A 21,178-nucleotide genomic window follows, 5' to 3' on the forward strand; every position below is an offset into this window, starting at 1 on the left:
GTCAGGCGAGCAATTGTGCGCAGCGCAACAGCCCCAGGTGGCTGTAGGCCTGCGGATGGTTGCCCAGTGACCGTTCGGCGACCGGATCGTATTCCTCGGCCAGGAGGCCGGTGGGCCCGGCCGCCGCGACGAGTTGGTCGAAGAGCGCTTCGGCCTGGGATCGTTGACCGATCAGCAGATATGCCTCCACCAGCCAGGCAGCGCAGAGATGGAAGCCGCCCTCGACTCCGGGCAGGCCGTCGTCGTGGTGGTAGCGGTAGACCGTCGATCCGCTGCGCAATTCGGCTTCGGTGGCGATGACCGTGGCGGCAAAGCGCGGATCGGTCGGATCGATCAGCCCGGACAGTCCGATGTGCAGAGTTGCGGCATCGAGATCGGTTCCGTCGTAGGCGGCGGTGTACGACGCTACGTCTTCCTTCCAGCCCTTCTCCCGTACCTCGTCGGCGATCTGGTCCCGCAGTTCGGCCCATTCGGGCTGGGCGTCACGGCCGAAGCGATGTGCGAGGACGACCGCCCGATCGACCGTCACCCAGCCCATCACCTTGGAGTACACGTGGTGGCGTGGGTTGTCGCGGATCTCCCAGATGCCGTGGTCCGGTTCGAACCAGCGGCGTTGGACGGCTTCGACCATCGCGCACACGAGTTCCCAGTCGCGGTCACTCAAAGGGTTTGTGGAGCCGTTCTTTTCGCGCGCACTTGCCAGTGCCACGATCAGTTCGACTATCGGGCCGAACACGTCGAGTTGAACTTGCTGATTGGCTGCGTTACCGACACGGACCGGTCGTGATCCGGCATACCCGGGCAGGGAGTCGATGACGGCCTCGGGGGGAAGCGAGGTGCCGTGCAGCGTGTACAGGGGATGCAGGCGTTCCGGTCCTGGCAGGGTTTCGAGCACCCGGTGGACCCAGTCGAGGTAGTTGTCGGCCTCGGCGGTGGATCCGACGCTCACGAGGGCGGTGGCGGTAAGGGCCGCGTCGCGCAGCCAACAGTACCGATAGTCCCAGTTACGCACTCCGCCTATCTCTTCGGGAAGGGATGTCGTGGCAGCGGCCATGATGGAGCCGGAATCGGCATGAACGAGCCCGCGCAGGGTCAACGCGGAACGCTTCATCAGGTCCGGTTTCAAGCGCGGGAGGGTCAAGGTTTTCGCCCAGTCCGCCCAGTACGCCTCCGAGTTGGCGCGTCGTTCGTATTCCGGAATTTCCGATGGGCCGATATCATCTGTTCCGCAACGTAATTCGAGAACAACGTCACCTTTGGACGGTTCCACGATGGCGTGCGCGGTCTGCTGGTTGCCGTCGGTGGCGATATTCCACTTCACCCCGGGGGAACGGAGTACGTACGGTTCGTTGGTGCCGAGAACTCGAATGCCGTCCTCGGTCACGTCCAATGTGACCTGGCTCTGGCCGAACTCCGGCCGCGGCGCGAAGGAGACCACCGCGTCGGCGTTACCGGAAATGATGCGGGTCAGGTCGGTTCGACCCTGATTCACGTCGTGTGGCAGATAGTCGGTGACTGACAGACTGGCCCAACGGGTTTGGATCGTCATGGTGGAATCGAGATACTTCTGACTCAGGGGTAGTGCCGTGCGGCGGGGCCCGACGGAGAAGTGACCGGCATCGGTTCCGCCGAGTAGGTGCGCGAACACTGCTGCGGAATCGGGTTCGGGATGACAGAGCCAGGTCAGCGTCGCGTCGGGTGTCACCAGGGCGACGGTACGTGGGCTCGCGAGCATCGAGAGCCGCTCTATGGGCGGCGCGTCGGCTCCCGACAGCCACGTGCGACGCTCGTCGAGCAGGAAAGCCAGTGCGGCAGCGACGTCTCCGGTGTCGTTCACGCGGTAGTCGGCCATGCTGTCGCCGTCGCCGACTTTGATGCCGACGTCCGGCCCCTGTAAACGTGAGAACGCTTTTTCGTCGGTGACGTCGTCGCCGAAGAACACTGCCGCGGTGGCGCCGTCCTGATGACGTATCAGATCGAGAGCGTGCCCCTTGTCGGTGGCGATGACTGCCAGTTCGACCACCGATTTCCCTTCGGTGACCTGAACTCCGGTCCAGAGCGCGGCATGTGTGCGCACCGCGTTCAGGGCTCTCGCGGCATCGTCGACGGCGGCGTTACGCACGTGCAATGCCACGCTGGCCGGCTTCTTCTCCACGGTCGCACCGGAGGTCTCTGCGGCGATACGCGTCAATTCTGTGACGGCTTCGGCAAGCAGCGCCTTGGCGTCGGTGTCGATGGCGTGAACGAATCCGATGTCGAATTCCGAACCGTGGCTGCCGACGAGTTGAACCTCGGCGGGCAACCGCGACAGCGCTGCCAGATCCTTGAGGGCTCGCCCGGAAATCACGGCCGCGGAGGTCGAATCGAGGCTTGCGAGCGCACGCAGCGCGCGAACAGATTCTTCGCGGGGATACGCCTTGTCCGGGTTACTGACGATCGGCGCCATCGTTCCGTCGTAGTCGGAAGCGACGAGTAGTCGCGGTGTTCGGGCGACGATGGACAACGCTCGGCGAAGTTCGATGGGGAGATCTTGTGCGCTCACCTGTTCAAATCTAGGTGAAGATCTCGGAGTCGGCTTGCCCGGTGGACGACGAACCGAATCGTCGCCCACCGGAGGCACTCGTGGAGGTCTGGCTCGCGGTCGGGCCGGTCTCGCCCAACAGCAGCTCAACGGTCAGCTCGAGCCGGTTTGCCACGTCGGTTGCCGACGCTCGCCGAGTGAGCCAGGCCACCAGGTTGGACAGCCACACGTCGGAGATCACACGCGAGATGGCCAACTGTTCGTCGGTGGGTTCGTCCTCGGTCATCGCGCGGGCGAAGAGTCGATCCATCAGTTTTCCCACCTGGTCGACCTCGGCGGCAGCCGAGGCGTCGGCGAACATGAAGGCGCGCGTCATGGCTTCGGTGAGGAGGGGATCGCGTTGCATGGCGCGGGTGATCAGGCTCAGGATCAGTTGCATGCGCTCGAGCGGCCCGGCGCCGGGCGGGATCTTTCCCTTGGATTCGATCTTCTCGAATTCGCGGGCCAGTGCGGAAACCAGCAGATGCACCTTGGACGGGAAATACCGGTAAAGGGTTCCGACGGCGACGTCTGCGCGCTCGGCCACGGCACGCATCTGTACAGCTTCGTAACCGCCCTTGGATGCGAGTGCGAGTGTCGCATCGAGAATGCGCCTCCGCCGTTCGCGTTGCGCGCTGGAACCGAGATCGTCGTCGCCGAGGGTCGCTGCGACTACCGCAGTGGTTCGGGGTCTGGGAGGTGTGGTCATTGCCGGTTTCCTTCGTGCCTCGACTTCTTGGCCGGGTGTCATATTAGAACACGTTCTAAACAGGTGTATCACGTATCGAGAGGCGGGAACCAGTTGCGACGATCGCCGCGACCGACGAACGCCGAGCCGCATGTGTGGCCGTCGAGGACTGGTCGCGCTCGGCGGAGCCGATGGCTGCGGTACGCAGGAGCCGATGGCTGCGGTACGCAGGAGCCGATGGCTGCGGTACGCAGGAGCCGGCGGCTCCGAGGGCCTGACCTACGACGCGGTGGACACGATCGACAAGTGCGAGCCGCCGGCCGACGGTCTGACTTTGTGCACCATGGACACCAACACCGAAGTGGCTGTGGCGCATTCGGTCGGGATCCCGTATCTGACGATCTTCGGTCGAATTCACCACGGCGGGGGTGCGGTTGCTGCCACCATTGAGCAGGCGGCGATGGCAGTGGCGGCCGGGGTCGGCGATGTAGTGGTGAGGTAACGGGCGTCGACGAATGATCTGGTGCACGTTTCGGTCAGATGAATTCCGGGCTCGTGGCGGTTGCCCACCGAAAGCATGCCGCCGCCCAGGGTAGTGGCGCGGATCGGTACGTCATGACCAGCCACTACCGTGAAGGACTGACCGGATTGACTGAAATGGGCCTTGTGGGAGAACGGCTCTGGGCGCAGAGCGGCCTCACCTCGGCGGTGCCGTCGAATGGGGCGGGAGGCTCTCGATCGACGACCCGTGGTGGCCGACTGGGTGAGGCTTGCATTCACGGGATGAACGGTGTCGCCGAAGGCGTTTGTCAGCTGCGCGGTACCTCGGTCAACCAAGTGCGCGGCATCGACAACGTGGTGGTCACGGCAGGCGCCGCCGTGTCGACGTCCGCACTGGTGGTGACCCGTCGACGCTGGGTGTCCCGATACTGCCCACTGCTCCCAGGTCCGACCGTACGGTCGGGTACCGATCGATCGATGGCCTTGCCCGCTGGTTGTTTCGCGGAAGGCGAGGTGTCCCACCGTCCAATCGTGTGCCGACCGTACCCAGATGTTGTGTGGCCCACACCTCTCGCACGCCCTGTCTTCGCTCTATTCACCGCCTGTTCCCTCTGGTGAAGTAGTTTCGTGGTGGTCTAGCTGGGAGCGCTCATGGAGTTCAGGCATTTGGTCTCTTTCATCACCATCGCTGAGGAGCTGCATTTCGGGAGAGCCGCGACACGATTGCACCTTACTCAGCCTTCCCTCAGTGCTCAGCTGCAGAAGCTGGAGAAGTCACTCGGAGTTCGACTCGTCAATCGAAATTCTCATGAGGTTGGATTGACCTCCGCGGGAAAGGAATTCGAGTCCCAAGCGCGGCTCATCGTTCAGCAGGTGGAGAAGGCGGCCTTGATCGCGAAGGCGACAGCGGCCGGACGTGCGGGATCGCTCAACGTCGGTTACAACCTGCCGGCCAGTAGGTTCGTCTTGCCCGCGGCGTTGGCCACGATGAGCGTGACGAATCCCGACGTGGTCATTTCGTTATGGGAGAAGAGGACTGGTCCTCAGCTGACGTGCCTGACCGATGGGACGCTCGATGTCGCCCTCGTGTACGGATACCCTCGCACCGCCGACTTTCGATATCGCAGAGTGCTGCGCAATGTCCCGTTGGTGGCAGTCGTCGGAAAGGGCCACAGTTGGGCTGGGCGGTCGGCGGTCTCGTTCGCTGAGCTTGCGGGGCAATCGTGCGTGATGTTCTCGCGCGAGCAGTGCCCGGCGATGTACGACTCGATCTTCGCGGCGGCGTCGGACTCGAAGATAGCGCTCACGGTGGTGCAGACGGCAGACGACCCGGGTGCAACCGCACACATGGTCTCGGTGAAGCCATTGGTGGGGTTTGCCTCGATATTGCGAGCGAATTCCGGTGGTCTCGGGGTGACGGGTGCAAATTCGGTAGCCGTCAAATTGTGTGATCCGGTGCCCACTATCGATCTCTATGCGGTGTGGAGGTCGGAAGAAGTTAATCCGGCGGTATTTTCGTTCCTGGAAAGTATTCAACAATTGGATGATATGAAAAATATGGACGGATCATGTGCTGCCATTTGATTGTGGCGATAGAAATATACATTCGTGCACAAGTTTTGTTTTCATTGCCATGACCGGATGTAGTGTCGAATACTTTTGTGCATGAATCGTATATCGTCGACCGGTGACGGAATATTCTTGGATGAACATGCGGGTCTCTATTCGATAGTGGCCGACGCGGCCACTCGACATCCGCAGCGGCCGTCGGTAGGGGCGGGGGTGAGTGGACCGGTCTGGACGTGTGCCGAACTCGACGCCGGGGCGCTGGCGTTGGCATCGAAGTTCCTCGGACTGGGAATGCAAGCCGGAGATCGGCTGGCTGTTCTGGGACGTACGAGCCTCGACTGGGTGTTGATCGACCTCGCGGCCCTTGCGATCGGTGTGGTGATCGTTCCGGTGTATCCGACGTCCTCCGATTCGCAGATCGCACATATCGTCGGCGACTCGGGGGCTGTCTTCTTCGCTGCCGAAACAGCGGAAGACGCAGTCCGGTTGCGGCGCGCCGGTGCTGCCGACGTGTTGTGTTTCGCCGACATATCCGGATGGTCGTCTACCGGCGAGCATCCCGAACTCGGTGATCGGGTCGCCGCGGTGAGGCAGGCGGACACCGCCATGATCGTCTACACCAGCGGAACCACCGGCCCCGCCAAAGGCTGTGTACTCACGCATGGAAACGTGTACGCGTCGTCCGCCAACACCGTCCTGCAGACCGGTGACCTGTTCGGAGGTGGCTCGGGTGCGCAGGCGGTGACCGTGCACGCACTTCCCCTCTCACACGTATTCGGTCAGACCATCCTCTTTGCGTGTCTGTTCGGTGGAAGCCGGACGCATCTTCTGGGGAGCATGCCGGAACTGGTGCCTGCGCTTGCCGAGATCGCACCTACTTTTCTGGCGCTGGTGCCGTACGCGCTCGAGAAGATCCGGAAAGCCGCACCAGCCCTATCTGGAGCGAAAGGTGTTGCTGTGCAAGATGATGCCGATAGTTCGATGTTCGGCGGGCGTTTACGGAACGTGATTTCCGGCGGCGCCTCGCTCGACGACACGACAGTCGACTTCTTCGCCGACCGCGGGGTCCGGATCCTGAACTGCTACGGGATGACGGAGACGGCGACCGCAGCCACCGTCAACCGGGTGCAGGACAACAAACTCGGATCGGTGGGGCGGCCGATTCCGGGAACGTCCGTGGGCATTGCCGACGACGGCGAGGTGCTCATACGCGGAGCGAACGTTTCCCCGGGGTACTGGGGTGCGGCGGCCGATCGATCGGCAGTCGATTCGGACGGCTGGTTGCATTCGGGCGACATCGGACAGCTCGATACCGACGGCTTCCTGCGGATCACCGGAAGGAAGAAGGAGATCCTGGTGACTGCCGGTGGAAAGAACGTTGCACCGACACCGTTGGAAGATCGGCTCAGACTCCACCCGGTGGTGAGCAACTGCATGGTTCTCGGTGACGGTCGTTCATTCGTCGCGGCGCTGGTCACCCTCGATGCGAGCGCGCACGCACGGTGGTTGCAGACACATTCGAGCGCTGATGCGGGACCGACGTCACCCGAGCTGCTGGCCGAGTTGCAATCGGCGGTGGACGACGCAAATTCGTTGGTTTCGCGAGCTGAGTCGATTAGAGCGTTTCGGGTGGTGGACGGGGATTTCACAACTCGTGACGGATTGTTGACTTCGTCCCTGAAGCTGCGTCGACGAGTGATCGAGGATACGTATCGTTCGGTCGTGGAAGACATGTATTCCGATCGCGTGTGAATTTGCTTCGTCGGCACGGTTAATTTCATGTTTCTTCGCCGGTATTTGAATACCTTCTTCAATAGTCGGGACCAATCGGTCGATCAATGTCGAGATCTCGGATGGATTCGATTAGCGGGTTCGAATGATACTCGGTATCGAAATCAGCGTCCCGAGAACGAGGGAGTAATCGATATGTACGACGTCATTGTGGTCGGAGCCCGAGTTGCGGGTTCTCCCCTCGCGATGCTTCTTGCCAGGCAGGGTCATCATGTTCTGCTTGTCGATCGAGTGTCGTTTCCCAGCGATACCATCTCGACCCATTACATTCACCAGGCCGGCTTGTCCCGCTTGCAGGACTGGGGGCTGCTGGATCGAGTGATCGCAAGCGGTTGTCCTCCGATCACCCATCTCCGGTTTTCGTACACCGACATCGCGCTCCGGGGATTCGCCGACCCGATCGACGGGTTGACCGCGGTGTACTGCCCGAGACGAACGGTGTTGGACAAGATTCTGGTCGATGCTGCCGGTGAAGCGGGAGTTGACGTGATCGAGAATTTCACCGTCACCGAATTACTCGAAGAGGGGGGTCGTGTCACCGGAATTCGCGGACACGAAGGTGACGGTGCCGAGGTCGAGTTCTCGGCGCAGTTGGTCGTGGGCGCAGACGGAGCCAATTCGATCGTCGCCAAGAAGGTCGACGCCCAGATCTATCGAGGTGCGCCTGGCGGTTGCTTCGTCTACTACTCGTACTACTCCGGTCTCGACTGGGGAATGCAGCATCGGACCGGCTTCGGTGAGCAGCAGTTCGCGTCGTGGCCGACCAACGACGGCCTGTCGCTGGTGGCTGTGATGCGGAAGAGGGAACGGTTCCGGCAATTCCGCTCGAATCCCGACGACGGTATCCAGGACATCGTCAGCGCGATAGATTCGGAGCTCGGAGAAGAACTGCGCGGCGCGGCAACTCGGGAGGAGCGGTTGCGTCCGATGCTCTATCCCGACAACTACTACCGCCAATCCTTCGGCTCTGGATGGGCTTTGGTGGGCGATGCCGGATATCACAAAGACCCGTTCACCGGATGGGGGATCACCGACGCGTTCAAGTATGCGCAGTTGCTGTCCGAGCGGGTGCACGAAGGGCTCACCGGTGACCGGCCGATGCTGGAGGCTCTTGCCGAGTACCAGAACTCACGTGACGCACAGAGCCAGGGCACGTACGAGTTGACCACCAGCATCTCCGAATTGAGTCTGACGCCGTACTACGATTCGGTCTTTCGCGCCGCCGGTAGGAGCGAGCGGTACACCAAACGATTCTTCGGCCTCATCGCCGGCGGAATCACGGGTGAGGACTTCTTCGCACCGGAGAACCTCGCCGCGCTCTACGCGGAGGTGGATCTGCCCACGCGAGACCGACACCTGACTGCCGTATGAACGGGCAGACGATGACCTTCCTGGGTGACAGCTTCGTGGAAGGTCGCGGAGATCCCGGACCGGGCGGCCGATACCGTGGGTGGGTTCCACGACTGGCCGGTCAGTTGGGTGTGCGCAGTGCCCTGATTCGGAATCTCGGAACCCACGGCGCCACGACGACCGCCGTGATCGAGCATCAGCTTCCGCGCGCACTGACTTCGGGATCGCCGGTGGTCGGCGTCGTCGTGGGTGTCAACGACCTGATCAGTGATTATGCAGCGGAGCGATTTTCGGACAATCTTCGTCAGATTTTCGGTGATCTCAGTGCGAGCGGTGCACTCGTGTTCACCGCCACCTACCCGGATATCCCCGCCAGGCTTCCCGTCCCGGACCGATTCAAGGAACTGCTGCGCGACCGGTTCACCACAGCGAACTCGACTCTCGTAGGCGTCGTGGCTGAAACCGGGTGCCACCTGATCGATCTTGCCGGGGGAACCGAATGGGAGCAGGACGAGATGTGGGATTCCGACGGTCTGCACCCGAGCCCCCTCGGACATCGGTCTTTCGCTGCAGCTGCCGCGGAACTGGTTTTCGGAGCGAGCGCCACCACCATTGCTGCTTGAGCCACCCCGATCAACACAGAGAGGAACACTTGTGAGTGTCGCATCCGCTTCGACGCCCGTACTCGACGACCGCCGGCTGGCCCGAAACCCCATCGCGATCGTGGGAATGTCAGGACTGTTTCCGAAGGCACACAACCACCGCGAATACTGGCAGAACATAGTAGACGGTCTCGACTGCACCGAGGACGTTCCAGCCTCTCGGTGGAGTCTCGACGACTATTACGACGAGGACCGCAGCGCCCCGGACAAGACGTACTCGCGCCGAGGTGCCTTCCTGCCGGACGTCGATTTCGATCCGGTCGAGTTCGGGTTACCACCGAACCAACTCGAGGTCACCAGCACTATGCAGACCCTCGGTCTCGGGGTCGCACGAGATCTGCTCGTCGACGCCGGTGCGACGGATTCGCCTTGGTACGAACCGAATCGAACCGGGGTCGTGATCGGAACGACAGGGCCGGTCCCGCTGATGCATCCGCTTGCCGCTCGCCTGTCCACCCCGGTACTGAAGGAAGCGGCACGTAGCTGCGGCCTCACCGCGGCGGACGCAGATGCCGTCGCGGAGAAGTTCGTCACGGCTTTCGCTCCGTGGGAGGAGAATTCGTTCCCGGGTCTACTGGCCAACGTGGTCGCCGGACGGATAGCCAATCGATTCGGTCTCGGTGGAATCAACTGCACGGTCGACGCTGCATGTGCGGCCTCACTGGCGGCGATCCGGATGGCGATCGCCGAATTGCTGGACGGTCGCGCCGACACCATGATCACCGGTGGGGTGGACACCGAGAATTCGATCTTCATCTACATGTGTTTCAGCAAGGTGGGTGCTCTCTCGCCGACCGGTCGGATCAGCCCGTTCTCCGACGAAGCGAACGGTACGCTGCTCGGCGAGGGCATCAGCATGCTGGCCTTGCGTAGGGCTTTCCGACGCCGAGCGCGACGGGAATCGGATCTATGCGGTGATCCGCGGGCTCGGCTCGTCCAGCGACGGCAGGTCGAAGAGCATCTACGCCCCGCGTGCCGAAGGCCAGCGGGTGGCGCTCGATCGGGCGTATGTCGATGCGGAATGCTCGCCGTCGTCCGTCGAGTTGTTCGAGGCGCACGCCACGGGAACGGCAGTCGGTGATCGGACGGAACTGAGCGCGCTCGGCGGGCTGCTGTCCGACGCGTCGGACGATTCTCGATTTGCGGCAGTCGGCAGCGTGAAATCGCAGATCGGCCATACGAAGGGGGCGGCCGGTACCGCTGGAGTGATGAAACTGGCTCTCGGCCTTCATCATCGGATACTTCCCGGAACTATCAACGTCGATCGACCGAGTCGCGAGATCGCGCCGGATTCCGCCCCGTTCTATGTCAACACTCGTACCAGACCGTGGATCAAGGACCCCGAGCGACCGGTTCGCCGCGCTGCCGCCTCGGCAATGGGATTCGGTGGCACGAACTTCCACGTGGTTCTCGAGGAACATCCGTCCTCGCGTTCGGGAGCCGTCGCACTGCATCGGACCGCGCGGGCCCACTTCTGGCATGCAGCGGACTTCGCGTCGTTGGTGAACTCCGTTCGCAATGAATCGGCCGTCGATGCCGAATCGATCCCTGCCGACCATTTTCGGCTCGGCTTCGTGTCGTTGGATGCGGAGAACGAAGAGCACCTCCGCGCACTGGCCGTCGAGCAGTTGACCGACAATCCGGATGTGCCGCACTGGAATCATCCGGAAGGTATCTACTTCCGATCCAGCGCGTTGACCGGGCTGCGCGTCGCCGCCTTGTTCTCGGGCCAAGGGAGCCAGTACGTCGACATGGGTGCCGGTGCCGCGATGGCCGTACCGCCGGTGACGGACAGTTTCGACTCGGCCAACGCGTCGTTCGCCGGTTCGTCGACCAGACTGGGTGCGGTGGTGTTTCCGCCTCCGGCGTTCGACGATCGTGCCCGCGGTGTCCAAGACGAAGCGCTGCGCCGAACCGAATACGCGCAACCTGCTATCGGTGCGTTGTCCGCCGGGCAGTTCCGATACCTGAGCGACATCGGTTTTCGGGCGGACGGATACCTGGGCCACAGCTTCGGTGAGTTGACGGCGCTCTGGGCATCCGGCGCGTTGGCGACGAAGGACTTCTTCGCGCTGGCTCGCGCTCGCGGACAATCGATGGCGCCGATTCCCGGTGCCGCCGCCGGCACCATGTTGGCGGTGGCGGCACGCCGAGAGGACGTCGACGCGATAGTCCTCGACATCGACGATGCCTGGGTGTGCAACCACAATGCGCCGGATCAGATTGTGGTCGGAGGCGGTGTCGATGCGATAGACGTCCTGGCGAAGGTTTGCGCCGAACGTGGATTCGCCACCCGAGAATTGCCGGTGGCAGCCGCGTTCCACACGCCGTACGTCGAACATGCAGTAGCTGCGTTTCGGCCCGTGGTGAACTCGGTCCGGATCGGCACACCGGACGCTACGGTGTACGCGAATTCGCCGAACACCAGTTACGGCGACGACCCTGAGGTGAACGCCCAGAACCTGATCGACCAGCTACTCGAGCCGGTGGAGTTCGTATCTGCGCTCGAAAGGATGCATTCGGACGGATGCACGGTGTTCGTGGAGTTCGGCCCCAAACAGATACTGACGTCGCTGGTGCGGCGCACCCTCGGTGACGGTGTGGTAGCTGTCGCCACCGACGCCGGGCCACTCGGTGACAGCGATCTGGCGCTCAAGCGTGCGGCCACGCAGTTGGCTGTGCTCGGCCTGGAACTCGACGGGATCAATCGATACCAGGATCTGACGACCGTCGAACCCGGACCCGCCGGGATGAGCGTCATGCTCTCGGCCCCGGAATACGTTCCACAATCGCGCCGGGACGCCTATGCGGCGGCGCTGGCCGACGGCTACCAAGTCGAGACGACAGCCCTTGCGCCGACGCCGCCGGAAACTGCTTGCAACGGTGACTACCCGGAGCTCTGCGGCGGTCGTGCCGGGGCCACCCGCCGGGTCCGAGACGAACCCGGCTTCGGAATACGACTCGATATCGGAGAATACTGTGACACTGTCCTCGCGCCGAAACGGAGTCGATGTCGAGTCGGCACTGAATCAGCATGTTTCGACTCACAACAACTATCTGGACGCGCAATTGGACCTCGCGAGGCAACTGGCCGGGGCTCTGCGTTCCGAACGCCTGGACGAGTCGATGGTTCGGGCCATCGAGGCGGTCAAGGATCACGGTATCGCGATCAGCCACTCCCATACCAAGGCGGGCGAGGTGCTCGGCCGCCTGGCCGAACTCGAAACAGGTTTGTCCGCAGATCATTCCACATGGCAGACGGTGGAGTCACGAGAGGAGCCGGCGCGCGCCCTGGCTCCGGCACCCGTAGCGCAGTTGGTGCCGGTTCATCGTTCTGAAAACGCCTCTTCGGCCGAGGTTTCGGACGTGGGCAACAGTTTGTCCGCGCCGGCGACCGTGATCGCGTCGGTGGACGGCACCGCTGATCGGGTGGATCCGTTGCCCGATGCAGCGGGCTTGTTGGCGGTGTTGCGTGAGGTGGTGGCGGACAAGACCGGATATCCGGTGGCGATGGTCGATCCGTCGATGGATCTCGAGTCCGATCTGGGTGTGGATTCGATCAAGCGGGTTCAGGTGCTCGGTGCGGTGCAGGAGCGTTTTCCGTTGTTACCGAGTTTGGGGCCGGAGCAGTTGGGTGTGTTGAGAACTCTCGATCAGATCGTTGCTGCGATCGTCGCCTCGGTTTCGGCCGAACCGGAAACCGTTACGCCCGATCTCGGTGCGGCGGACTCCGAGCCCGATGCAGCGGGCTTGTTGGCGGTGTTGCGTGAGGTGGTGGCGGACAAGACCGGATATCCGGTGGCGATGGTCGATCCGTCGATGGATCTCGAGTCCGATCTGGGTGTGGATTCGATCAAGCGGGTTCAGGTGCTCGGTGCGGTGCAGGAGCGTTTTCCGTTGTTACCGAGTTTGGGGCCGGAGCAGTTGGGTGTGTTGAGAACTCTCGATCAGATCGTCGGAGCGCTCGTGCAGGGGAGTGATGTCCACCCAAAAGCTGAAGCCGCGGCGATTCTGTCGCGGCATCGAGTAGCAGTGGTGGCATTACCCGCAATCGACACTGCCACGGACGCATTCCGGCATTCGGCTCGCGTGTTGACGGTGACGGTGGACGATGCCGACTGCGCCGACGCGGACGCGGTAGGTGCCAGGTTCCAAGCCGCGGGATGGCATGTAGACCGAGTGAACGTCGACGGCTCGCTCGAGGACGTCGAGACCGACATCGGCAACGTGATGGGCGACGATCTGGATCTGTGTTTACTTCTGGTGAATCGGGATTCGGATTGGGCCGGAGTTCAGCGAGTACTGGCTGCCGCGATTCTGGTGGCCAAGAGCGCAGTCGGTCCGCTGTCAGCGGTGCGGGACAGTGGAAGCCGCGCCGCATTTGTCACTCTGACCCGTATCGACGGTGCACTCGGTTTTCTGGGGACGGGCAACCCGGTGTCCGCCATGGTCGGTGGCGTCGGTGGTGTGGTGAAGACCCTTGCTGTCGAGCATCCGGGGCTTTTCTGCCGGGCGCTGGACGTCGATCCGGAAATCCCGTCGAGCGCGGTGGCAGATGTCGTGCGTGCCGAGATCGAGGACGGCGCCACGGACACCGTGGAAGTGGGAATCGGCCCCACCGGAGACCGAGTGACGGTGGTTCCCGCTGCATACGGATCCACCCTCGAGCGAACGGAAATTCGTTTGGATGTCGAGCCAGGCCCGTCCACCTTGACCGGCGACGACGTGGTCTTGGTCACCGGGGGTGCGCGGGGGGTGACGGCGCGCTGTGTTCGGGATCTTGCCGATCACTGTGCCGCACGTTTCGTACTGCTCGGCCGAACGCGGACGGCCGAGGAACCGCAGTGGGCGAGTGGTGTGCCGGACGACCGGCTCAAGGCGGCAGCGATCAGTGCGCTGGCAGCATCCGGAGTGACACCCCGGCAGATGGACAGTGCGTGCTCCGACGTTCGCGCCGTCCGCGAGATACGAACCCTGTTGGCATTTCTCGGCGAACGTGCGGAGTATCTGTCGGTCGACGTGACTGATCCAGATGCTGTCCTCGAACAGATCGGTGCGCGACGCGATGTGATCACAGCCGTTGTTCACGGCGCCGGGGTTCTCGCGGACTCACTGATCGAGGAAAAGACGACGGCCGAGATCAGCCGGGTGTTCGGCCCCAAGATCGGTGGTCTGGCAGCTGTGCTGGGTGCGCTGCGCTGGACTGACGAGGGTTCCCGGCTTCGTCATCTCGTCCTGTTCGGTTCGGTCGCTGGCCGGTACGGTAACTCGGGCCAAGCCGACTACGCTGCGGCGAACGAGGCCCTGGGTAGATTTGCTTCGACACTGAAGTCGTCGAAACCGGACTTCCATGTCACCACCGTCGACTGGGGCGCGTGGGATGGCGGGATGGTCACTCCCGAACTACGCGGGTACTTCCTCGAACGTGGTGTTTCCCTTCTCGATCCGAGGCTCGGTTCCAGGTTTTTCACCGAACAGTTCACGTCGGAGCGGAGAAACGACGTCGTCGTCCTCGCCGGTACGGCGGAGCCGTTGGGCGCCGGTGTGGTTCGATCGACGAACGTCACGATCCGACGAGACTTCGGCGATCTGTCCGACCATCGGATCATCACGGCACATCGCATCGGTACGGCGGCGGTACTTCCCGCAACATTCGGTCTCGGCGCGATGATCAACATCGTGGAGCGAGCACATCCCGGTCTGATCGTGTCGGTAGTTCGAAATTTCAAGGTGCACCGGGGAGTGGTGTTCGATCACCCGGTTGCGGGATTCGATGTCGACCTGGTTCCGGCATTCTCCGCCGACGGCGACGTCGAGTTGCGGGTCGATGCCTACGGAAGCGAATCCGGTCGTCGAGTACCGTGTTATGCCGCCACACTCGTTCTGGTGGACGCTGTCCACCGAGCGCCTTCGATACCCGTTGACTGGCCCTCGTCCGGCGAAGATGCCGAGATTCTCTATCGTGAGGCCAGGCAGTTCCATGCCCCGGCTCTTCAAGGTATGAAAGAGATCCTGGTCGAGGACGACACCCGAATCGTGGTGAAATCCAAGATATCCGGAACCGCGGTGAATCTCGGATCGTACGCTGGTGCTCTGCACAATCCGGTTCTGGCGGACGTGATTCTGCAGGGCCCGCCGGTCCTGGGATACCGATTGAGTGGGTCGGCGTGCCTGCCCATGTCGATCGGTCGCGTCGACTACTACCGACAATTGCCCGATGATCTGCCCTTCATCGTTGTCGTCGACAATGTTCGACGGGCAGCTGCCGAGTTGCTGATGGATGCCACCGCTGTCGATGTCGACGGCGTGATCTTTCAGAAGTTCGCCGATGTCGCGGTAGTGAACACGCCGGACCTGTCCGAGAAATTCCGCGAATCAGTGAGGCAGTGGATTCGATGAGCAGTGCACCCCCCGTACTCGAGTTCGACGGAGTTCCGTTCGACCCCGTCGGTGCTACACGGACTGAAATCTCCTCTACGAAAACAATATCGGCGCCGTCGGGACGCGCCGACGTCATCAGAGCGCTGCGGTCCTCGATCGGTGCCGATACGGTGCTCGCGGAAATGCGATCGGCAATGACAGCTGCGCATTCGGCCGCCGTCGCTGCTCAGGTTTCGATGCAGCGGCGGATAATTCGACACGCTGTCACCGGTATGTCCGCACCAACGTCCGGCGTGACCCCGATCGCTGCCCCAGCCGCGGAGGGAGCATTCAAGCCGCTTGCCAGGTCGGTGGTGACCGCCCTCGACCGTTCCGCGCTGAGCCTGCTTGCTCAAGGCGCGACATCGGAGGTGTTCGGGCCCGCCTACGACCAGTCGAGTGCCAACCCCGAGCTTCGACCAGCGCTCGGCGTGGGCATGGCACTCGACGACGTGTCCGAGATCCGCCTTCGTGGCGGAGCATCGGGGTTGGGCGCACTGTCCGCGCGTTTTCGTGGTGGTGCGCGAGCGGCGGCCGTGCAAGCAGGTGAGGTGTTCGCCCTCTACGCCGGGCTACACCTGTGCATCGCGGATGCATCGTTGGTGGCGGAGGTGTCGGGCGCAGAAGCCGATTCCGACGTGCCGGACCCGCGCGCACTCGAACTGACGGTGACCGAGATCGACCTGGTGCCTCGACCGCATCTGACGGTCGAGGTGCTCTGCACCGACACGCGTGGTGCGATATCGGTGACGCTGACCGTGCAGGAACGCAGCGGTACACCGATCGGACCCGGTCCGGGCGGGGTTCTCGACGCCTGGACGGGTCGCGTGGCCGCCGACGGGAGTCGCGCACTGCTGAGCGAGTTCCACATGGCGCATCTGGCGCGCGGTGACCAGGCAGTTGCCCTCGGTCCGGAATTCGGCCACTACACCGGGATCCGTGCCACCAGGCTTCCGTCGGGCGGGCTGTTGCTGGTCGACCGGGTAGTGGAATTCGACGGGCAGCGGGGTGTTCTCGATCAGCCTCAGGCATACCGGAGCGAGTACGATTCGCCCGCCGACTCCTGGTACTACTCGGATACGGCCAATCACTCCATGCCGCACTTCGTCTACATGGAGACGTCGCTGCAAGCTGCGCTCCTGATGGGATACTTCCTCGGCCCGACGCTCGATGCCCCGGACACGACTCAGAGTCTGCGTAATCTCGGTGGAACCGCGACGGTGCTGCATCGGGTGGACCTGCGAGACCGTACCGTCACACAGCACTCCCGACTGCTGTCCACGACTTTGCTGCCGGGTTCGTCCCTGCAGAGCTTCGACTACTCGTTGTCCGTGAACGGTCGCGCCTTCTACGAGGGAGAGACCATGTTCGGATACTTCAGTGACGAGGCACTCGGCAATCAAGCCGGACTTGATGCCGGCACGCTGGTTCCGACATGGATTTCAACGCAAGGTGATTCGATCGACAGGCGTCGTATCGACGTGGCGGGTCGTCGAGCGGACGATTCGGCAGTTCTGTGTTCGCGAGGGAAGTTGGCTCTACTCGACTGGATAGACGTGGTGGACGGCGGCGGGCATTTCGGCCACGGCTGTCTGCACAGCATTCGCCGCATCGATCCACAGGACTGGTTCTTCGCCCGGCACTTTCATCTCGATCCGGTGATCCCGGGGTCGCTCGGCGTCGAGACGGTGATCCAGGCGATGCAAGAATGGATCATCGACACCGGAACCGCGGCCGAGTTTCTCGACCCGGTCTTCGTGATTCCACCGGGAATCCCGTTCACCTGGAAATATCGCGGTCAATTTCTGCCTTCCGACGTCACGTGCGAGGTGGAAGTTCACATCAAATCGGTCACGACGTCTTCGGGCGGTGTGATCGTCGTCGCTGACGCGTCGTTGTGGAAGCCGGGACTACGAATCTACGAATTGTGTGACATATCTGTCGAACTCGTCGAAAGGAAAGCCCTCGCATGACTGTCGAGACCACCGCACCGGTGGCGCCCGAGTTGGCCCGCACGGCTTCGAGCGTCCGGGGTGTGCTCCTCGATCTGGATCGTCCGTGTTGGGTGATACGGGATTCGATCGGTATCGGACTCACCTCGCTCGAATCTGTCGCCGGTAGCCGTGAAGTGCTCGCAGCGGTCGGACCCCTGTCTCCACAATCGTTGGGTGACAGTAGATTCACTGCCTTTCACGGCATCGGGTACGCGTACGCGGCTGGTGCGATGGCCAACGGCATCTCGTCACCGGACCTTGTGACGGCCATGGCGCGAGCAGGCTACCTGGCCACGTACGGCGCCGCCGGTATCGTTGCGAGCAAGATCGATTCGGCGCTCGCTGCGCTCTCCGCAAACCTCGGCGATACACCGTTTGCCTGCAACCTCATCCACAGTCCGACCGAGCCAGCCCTGGAGCGGGCGATCGTGGATGCCTGTTTGCGGCACGGAGTTCGCTGTGTAGAAGCGTCGGCGTTCATGGGTTTGAGTCACGAGGTGGTTCGCTACAGATTGTCCGGGCTTTCACTCGATGCCGCGGGTCGGACTGTGCGCGGACATCGGCTGATTGCCAAGGTTTCTCGTGTCGAGGTCGCGGAGTTGTTTCTCCGCCCCGCTCCGCGTGCGATCGTCGCAGCGCTGGTCGCACGCGGGGACGTCACCGCCGATCAAGCACGATGGAGCGAACAGATACCGATGGCAGACGACATCACTGCCGAAGCGGACTCCGGCGGCCACACCGACCGACGACCGATGACCGTACTTTTTCCGGAACTTGTTTCCGCCCGCGATCGCGTTCACCGTGAACTGCCTGCACTCGGTGAAGTACGGATAGGGGCGGCGGGCGGTATCGGAACTCCCGCAGCAGCGGCGGCGGCCTTTGCGATGGGCGCCGCCTATGTGGTGACCGGTTCCATCAACCAGGCGACCGTCGAGGCGGACCAATCCGTCGCCACCAAAGCGCTCCTCGCCACAGCCGGTGTAGCCGACTGCACCATGGCACCGTCCTCGGACATGTTCGAACTCGGAGTGCAGGTTCAGGTGTTGCGGCGCGGCACGATGTTCGCCGCCAGAGCCCAGCGCCTGTACGAGATGTATCGAGAATACGACGGGCTGGACTCGATACCACCGCGTGATCGCGTCGAGTTGGAATCGACGATCATGGGACGAGAACTCGACTCGATATGGAATGAGTGCACCTCGTACTTCGGGGAACGAGATCCGGCCCAACTACGAGGTGCAGAAGCCGACCCGAAACGAAAGATGGCATTGGTCTTCCGCTGGTACCTCGGGTTGTCGTCGGGGTGGAGCATTCGGGGCGATGCCGAGCGGGTGACCGACTACCAGATCTGGTGCGGACCGGCTATCGGCGCATTCAACGGTTGGACGGCGGGTACCGCGCTCGCGGATCCCGCCGGCCGGCGAGTCGCGGACGTCGCACAGCACATGATGATCGGAGCCGCGTACTTGACGAGGATCGCGCAGCTGCGGGCAGCCGGGGTGCGGCTGCCATCCGAAGCGACGCATTACATTCCGGCACGCGCCGGCCGCTCATGACCCGCGAGGACGATCGTCGAGAGTCGGCTCGGTTACTGAACTCTGTGTCCGATTACAGTGCCACCTATCTGCTTGATGCTCGCACGGACCGGACGGGTCCTGTCGCCGAACGGGATTCGTTGCGGCTCGGGTTCGAACGGCGTCTGCCCGATGCGGGTGTCGCCGCCGCGTCGGTGCTGGACGAACTCGTGACACTGGGCGAACCCGGCTTACTGCATTCCGGCGCACCGACTTTTCTCGGATTCGTGATGGGCGGAGCTTATCCGGTGGCTGTCGCCACCGAATGGCTCACCTCGCTGTGGGACCAGTGCGGCGCGCTGTACGCCACCAGTCCGACCGCGTCGGTGGTGGAAGAAGTTGTCGCACAGTGGCTGATCGAACTCTTCGGGCTCGCCTCCGACACCTCGGTCGGTGTGACGACCGGTTGTGCAATGGCGAACCTCACCGGGTTGGCGGCGGCGAGGCACAGTGTTCTGGCCGATCGAGGGTGGGACGTGGAGCGTCGCGGGCTCTTCGGCGCTCCGGAACCGCGGATTCTGGTCAGCGCAGGTTGCCACGCCACCGTGTTCCGGGCAATTCGACTGCTCGGTATGGCTGGTCAGATCCGAGTCGTCGACACCGACAATCAGGGTCGGATGTCGCTGCACGCTCTCGATCGAGAATTGGTGGCGTCGTCCGGTCCACTGATCGTCTGCGGTCAGGTCGGCAACGTCGACACCGGGGCGGTCGATCCCGTCGACGCGATCTGCGATGCCGCCCGTGCGCGTGAAGGCTGGGTTCATCTCGATGCAGCCTTCGGCATGTGGGCTGCTGCGGGTCCTTCCGTGCGACACCAGGTCGCGGGCCTGGCTCGCGCCGATTCCTGGGCGACCGACGCGCACAAATGGTTGAATGTCCCCTACGACTGCGGGATCGTGCTCTGCGCACGTCCCGACGCCCATCGCGCCGCAATGCGTACCAGTGCCGAGTACCTCACCCCGGCGACCGGCGGCAGTCGAGATCCGGTCGACTTCACGCCGGACATGTCACGACGTGCGCGCAGCCTGGTCCTGTGGGCCACACTGCGCCATCTCGGCGCCGCGGGCGTCGCAGATCTGATAGATCGCAGTTGTGCGTTCGCCCGAGCTATGGCCGCGGACCTTGCTCGCGTCGACGGAATCGAGATTCTCAACGACGTGGTTCTCAATCAGGTTCTGCTGACATTTCGAGCGCGCGAGGGTGTATCCGAATCCGAGCACCTCGAGCGGGTCGTCGACGCACTGCACCGCGGCGAGACCGCGTGGGCGAGTCCTACCCGTTGGCGTGGACGAGCCGCGCTGCGGTTGTCCGTATGCAATTGGCAGACCACGGCCGAGGACGTGGAGCGAGCCGTCGCAGCCGTCACGGCTGCACATTTATTGTCAGATGTTCGACAAACCGTATGACACAGGAGTTTTCGTGATGACCACAACCGACGAACCCGCACACGCTGTTCGTGTCACGGCCAGTCCCGACCTGGACGCCGTGTCGGCAACTCTGACCGCAGCTTTCCACGACGATCCGGTCATGGCGTGGGCGATACCATCCGGTACCGATGATCGCGAACGGTACCTCGGTGCCTTCTTTCGCCTGACAACTCGGTTTCTGCTCGACCACGGCGGGCTGGTGGCCATGTCCGCCGACTACCGGGCCGTACTCGTCTGGTCGGGCGTGGGAGAGGAAGCCGACGCGTCCGAGAACGAGGAATTCCTGGACCTGCTGTCGTCGCAGACCGGACCCAGTGGTGATCGTGTACGAACTCTGATGGCGGCCTTGGACGATCACCACCCGGTGGGGTTGCCGCCTCACTTTCACGTTCTGTACGCCGCCGTCCGACCACACGCTCGCGGAGACGGTATCCGTCGCTCGCTCACCGGGGCGCTTCGCGCGCTCCGACACCGCGAGCAGATCGGGGCCTACGGCGAAGCCTCGAGCCTGCGTAGTCTGCGGCTGTGGGAGCGACTCGGTGGCGAACGAATCGGTGCCGCCATCGAGCTACCGGACGGTGGACCGTCCCTGTATCCCTTCTTCCTTCCGGCCCCGAGCAGTCCGGACACGCTGTAGATCCG

11 protein-coding genes and 3 pseudogenes are annotated in these 21,178 nt (G+C 63.0%); 12 read left to right on the forward strand and 2 right to left on the reverse strand.

Features of this window, described 5'->3' with window-relative positions:
• Position 1: 1 nt before the first annotated feature.
• Both otsB and kstR read right to left on the reverse strand, forming a co-directional pair.
• Positions 2 to 2,542, reverse strand: a complete 2,541-nt coding sequence (otsB, locus tag ABH922_RS00920) for a trehalose-phosphatase (RefSeq protein ID WP_424805146.1) — start codon at positions 2,540 to 2,542, stop codon at positions 2 to 4.
• 109 nt (positions 2,543 to 2,651) lie between these two features.
• Positions 2,652 to 3,269 (reverse strand): annotated as a pseudogene (gene kstR, locus ABH922_RS00925) (cholesterol catabolism transcriptional regulator KstR); the annotation flags it as partial.
• A gap of 130 nt (positions 3,270 to 3,399) precedes the next feature.
• Here kstR and ABH922_RS00930 point away from each other — a divergent pair.
• From ABH922_RS00930 to ABH922_RS00985, 12 genes and pseudogenes are all read left to right on the forward strand, one after another.
• Positions 3,400 to 4,157: pseudogene (locus tag ABH922_RS00930) on the forward strand (hypothetical protein); the annotation flags it as partial.
• A 243-nt stretch (positions 4,158 to 4,400) separates the two neighbouring features.
• Entirely contained in the window at positions 4,401 to 5,333 is a 933-nt protein-coding gene (locus ABH922_RS00935) for a LysR family transcriptional regulator (RefSeq protein WP_424805147.1), read from the forward strand.
• A gap of 81 nt (positions 5,334 to 5,414) precedes the next feature.
• Positions 5,415 to 7,070, forward strand: coding sequence for an AMP-dependent synthetase/ligase (locus ABH922_RS00940; protein ID WP_424805148.1), 1,656 nt, complete (start codon positions 5,415 to 5,417; stop codon positions 7,068 to 7,070).
• 174 nt (positions 7,071 to 7,244) lie between these two features.
• A complete protein-coding gene (locus ABH922_RS00945) occupies positions 7,245 to 8,480 on the forward strand; it encodes an NAD(P)/FAD-dependent oxidoreductase (RefSeq protein WP_424805149.1) in 1,236 nt (411 codons plus the stop codon).
• Positions 8,481 to 8,491: 11 nt separating this feature from the next.
• On the forward strand, positions 8,492 to 9,082 hold the full coding sequence (locus ABH922_RS00950; protein ID WP_424805150.1) for a GDSL-type esterase/lipase family protein: 591 nt from the start codon (positions 8,492 to 8,494) through the stop codon (positions 9,080 to 9,082).
• A 106-nt stretch (positions 9,083 to 9,188) separates the two neighbouring features.
• Positions 9,189 to 10,202 (forward strand): beta-ketoacyl synthase N-terminal-like domain-containing protein, encoded by a 1,014-nt coding sequence (locus tag ABH922_RS00955; RefSeq protein ID WP_424809516.1) that lies wholly within the window; start codon positions 9,189 to 9,191, stop codon positions 10,200 to 10,202.
• Positions 10,090 to 11,673, forward strand: a pseudogene (locus tag ABH922_RS00960) (acyltransferase domain-containing protein); the annotation flags it as partial. The gene ABH922_RS00955 and the pseudogene ABH922_RS00960, both read left to right, overlap by 113 nt.
• 574 nt (positions 11,674 to 12,247) lie before the next feature.
• A complete protein-coding gene (locus ABH922_RS00965; protein WP_424805151.1) occupies positions 12,248 to 15,520 on the forward strand; it encodes a KR domain-containing protein in 3,273 nt (1,090 codons plus the stop codon).
• Positions 15,517 to 17,514, forward strand: a complete 1,998-nt coding sequence (locus ABH922_RS00970; protein ID WP_424805152.1) for a beta-ketoacyl synthase — start codon at positions 15,517 to 15,519, stop codon at positions 17,512 to 17,514. The genes ABH922_RS00965 and ABH922_RS00970 overlap by 4 nt, the downstream gene beginning before the upstream one ends.
• Positions 17,511 to 19,091 (forward strand): PfaD family polyunsaturated fatty acid/polyketide biosynthesis protein, encoded by a 1,581-nt coding sequence (locus ABH922_RS00975; RefSeq protein ID WP_424805153.1) that lies wholly within the window; start codon positions 17,511 to 17,513, stop codon positions 19,089 to 19,091. The genes ABH922_RS00970 and ABH922_RS00975 overlap by 4 nt, the downstream gene beginning before the upstream one ends.
• 44 nt (positions 19,092 to 19,135) lie before the next feature.
• Positions 19,136 to 20,515: a pyridoxal phosphate-dependent decarboxylase family protein gene (locus ABH922_RS00980; RefSeq protein WP_424805154.1), complete on the forward strand. Its 1,380-nt coding sequence runs from the start codon at positions 19,136 to 19,138 to the stop codon at positions 20,513 to 20,515.
• 16 nt (positions 20,516 to 20,531) lie between these two features.
• Positions 20,532 to 21,173, forward strand: coding sequence for a hypothetical protein (locus ABH922_RS00985; RefSeq protein ID WP_424805155.1), 642 nt, complete (start codon positions 20,532 to 20,534; stop codon positions 21,171 to 21,173).
• The last annotated feature ends 5 nt before the right edge of the window (positions 21,174 to 21,178 follow it).

This window comes from Rhodococcus sp. 27YEA15, assembly GCF_049739425.1.
Classification (GTDB): domain Bacteria; phylum Actinomycetota; class Actinomycetes; order Mycobacteriales; family Mycobacteriaceae; genus Rhodococcus_F.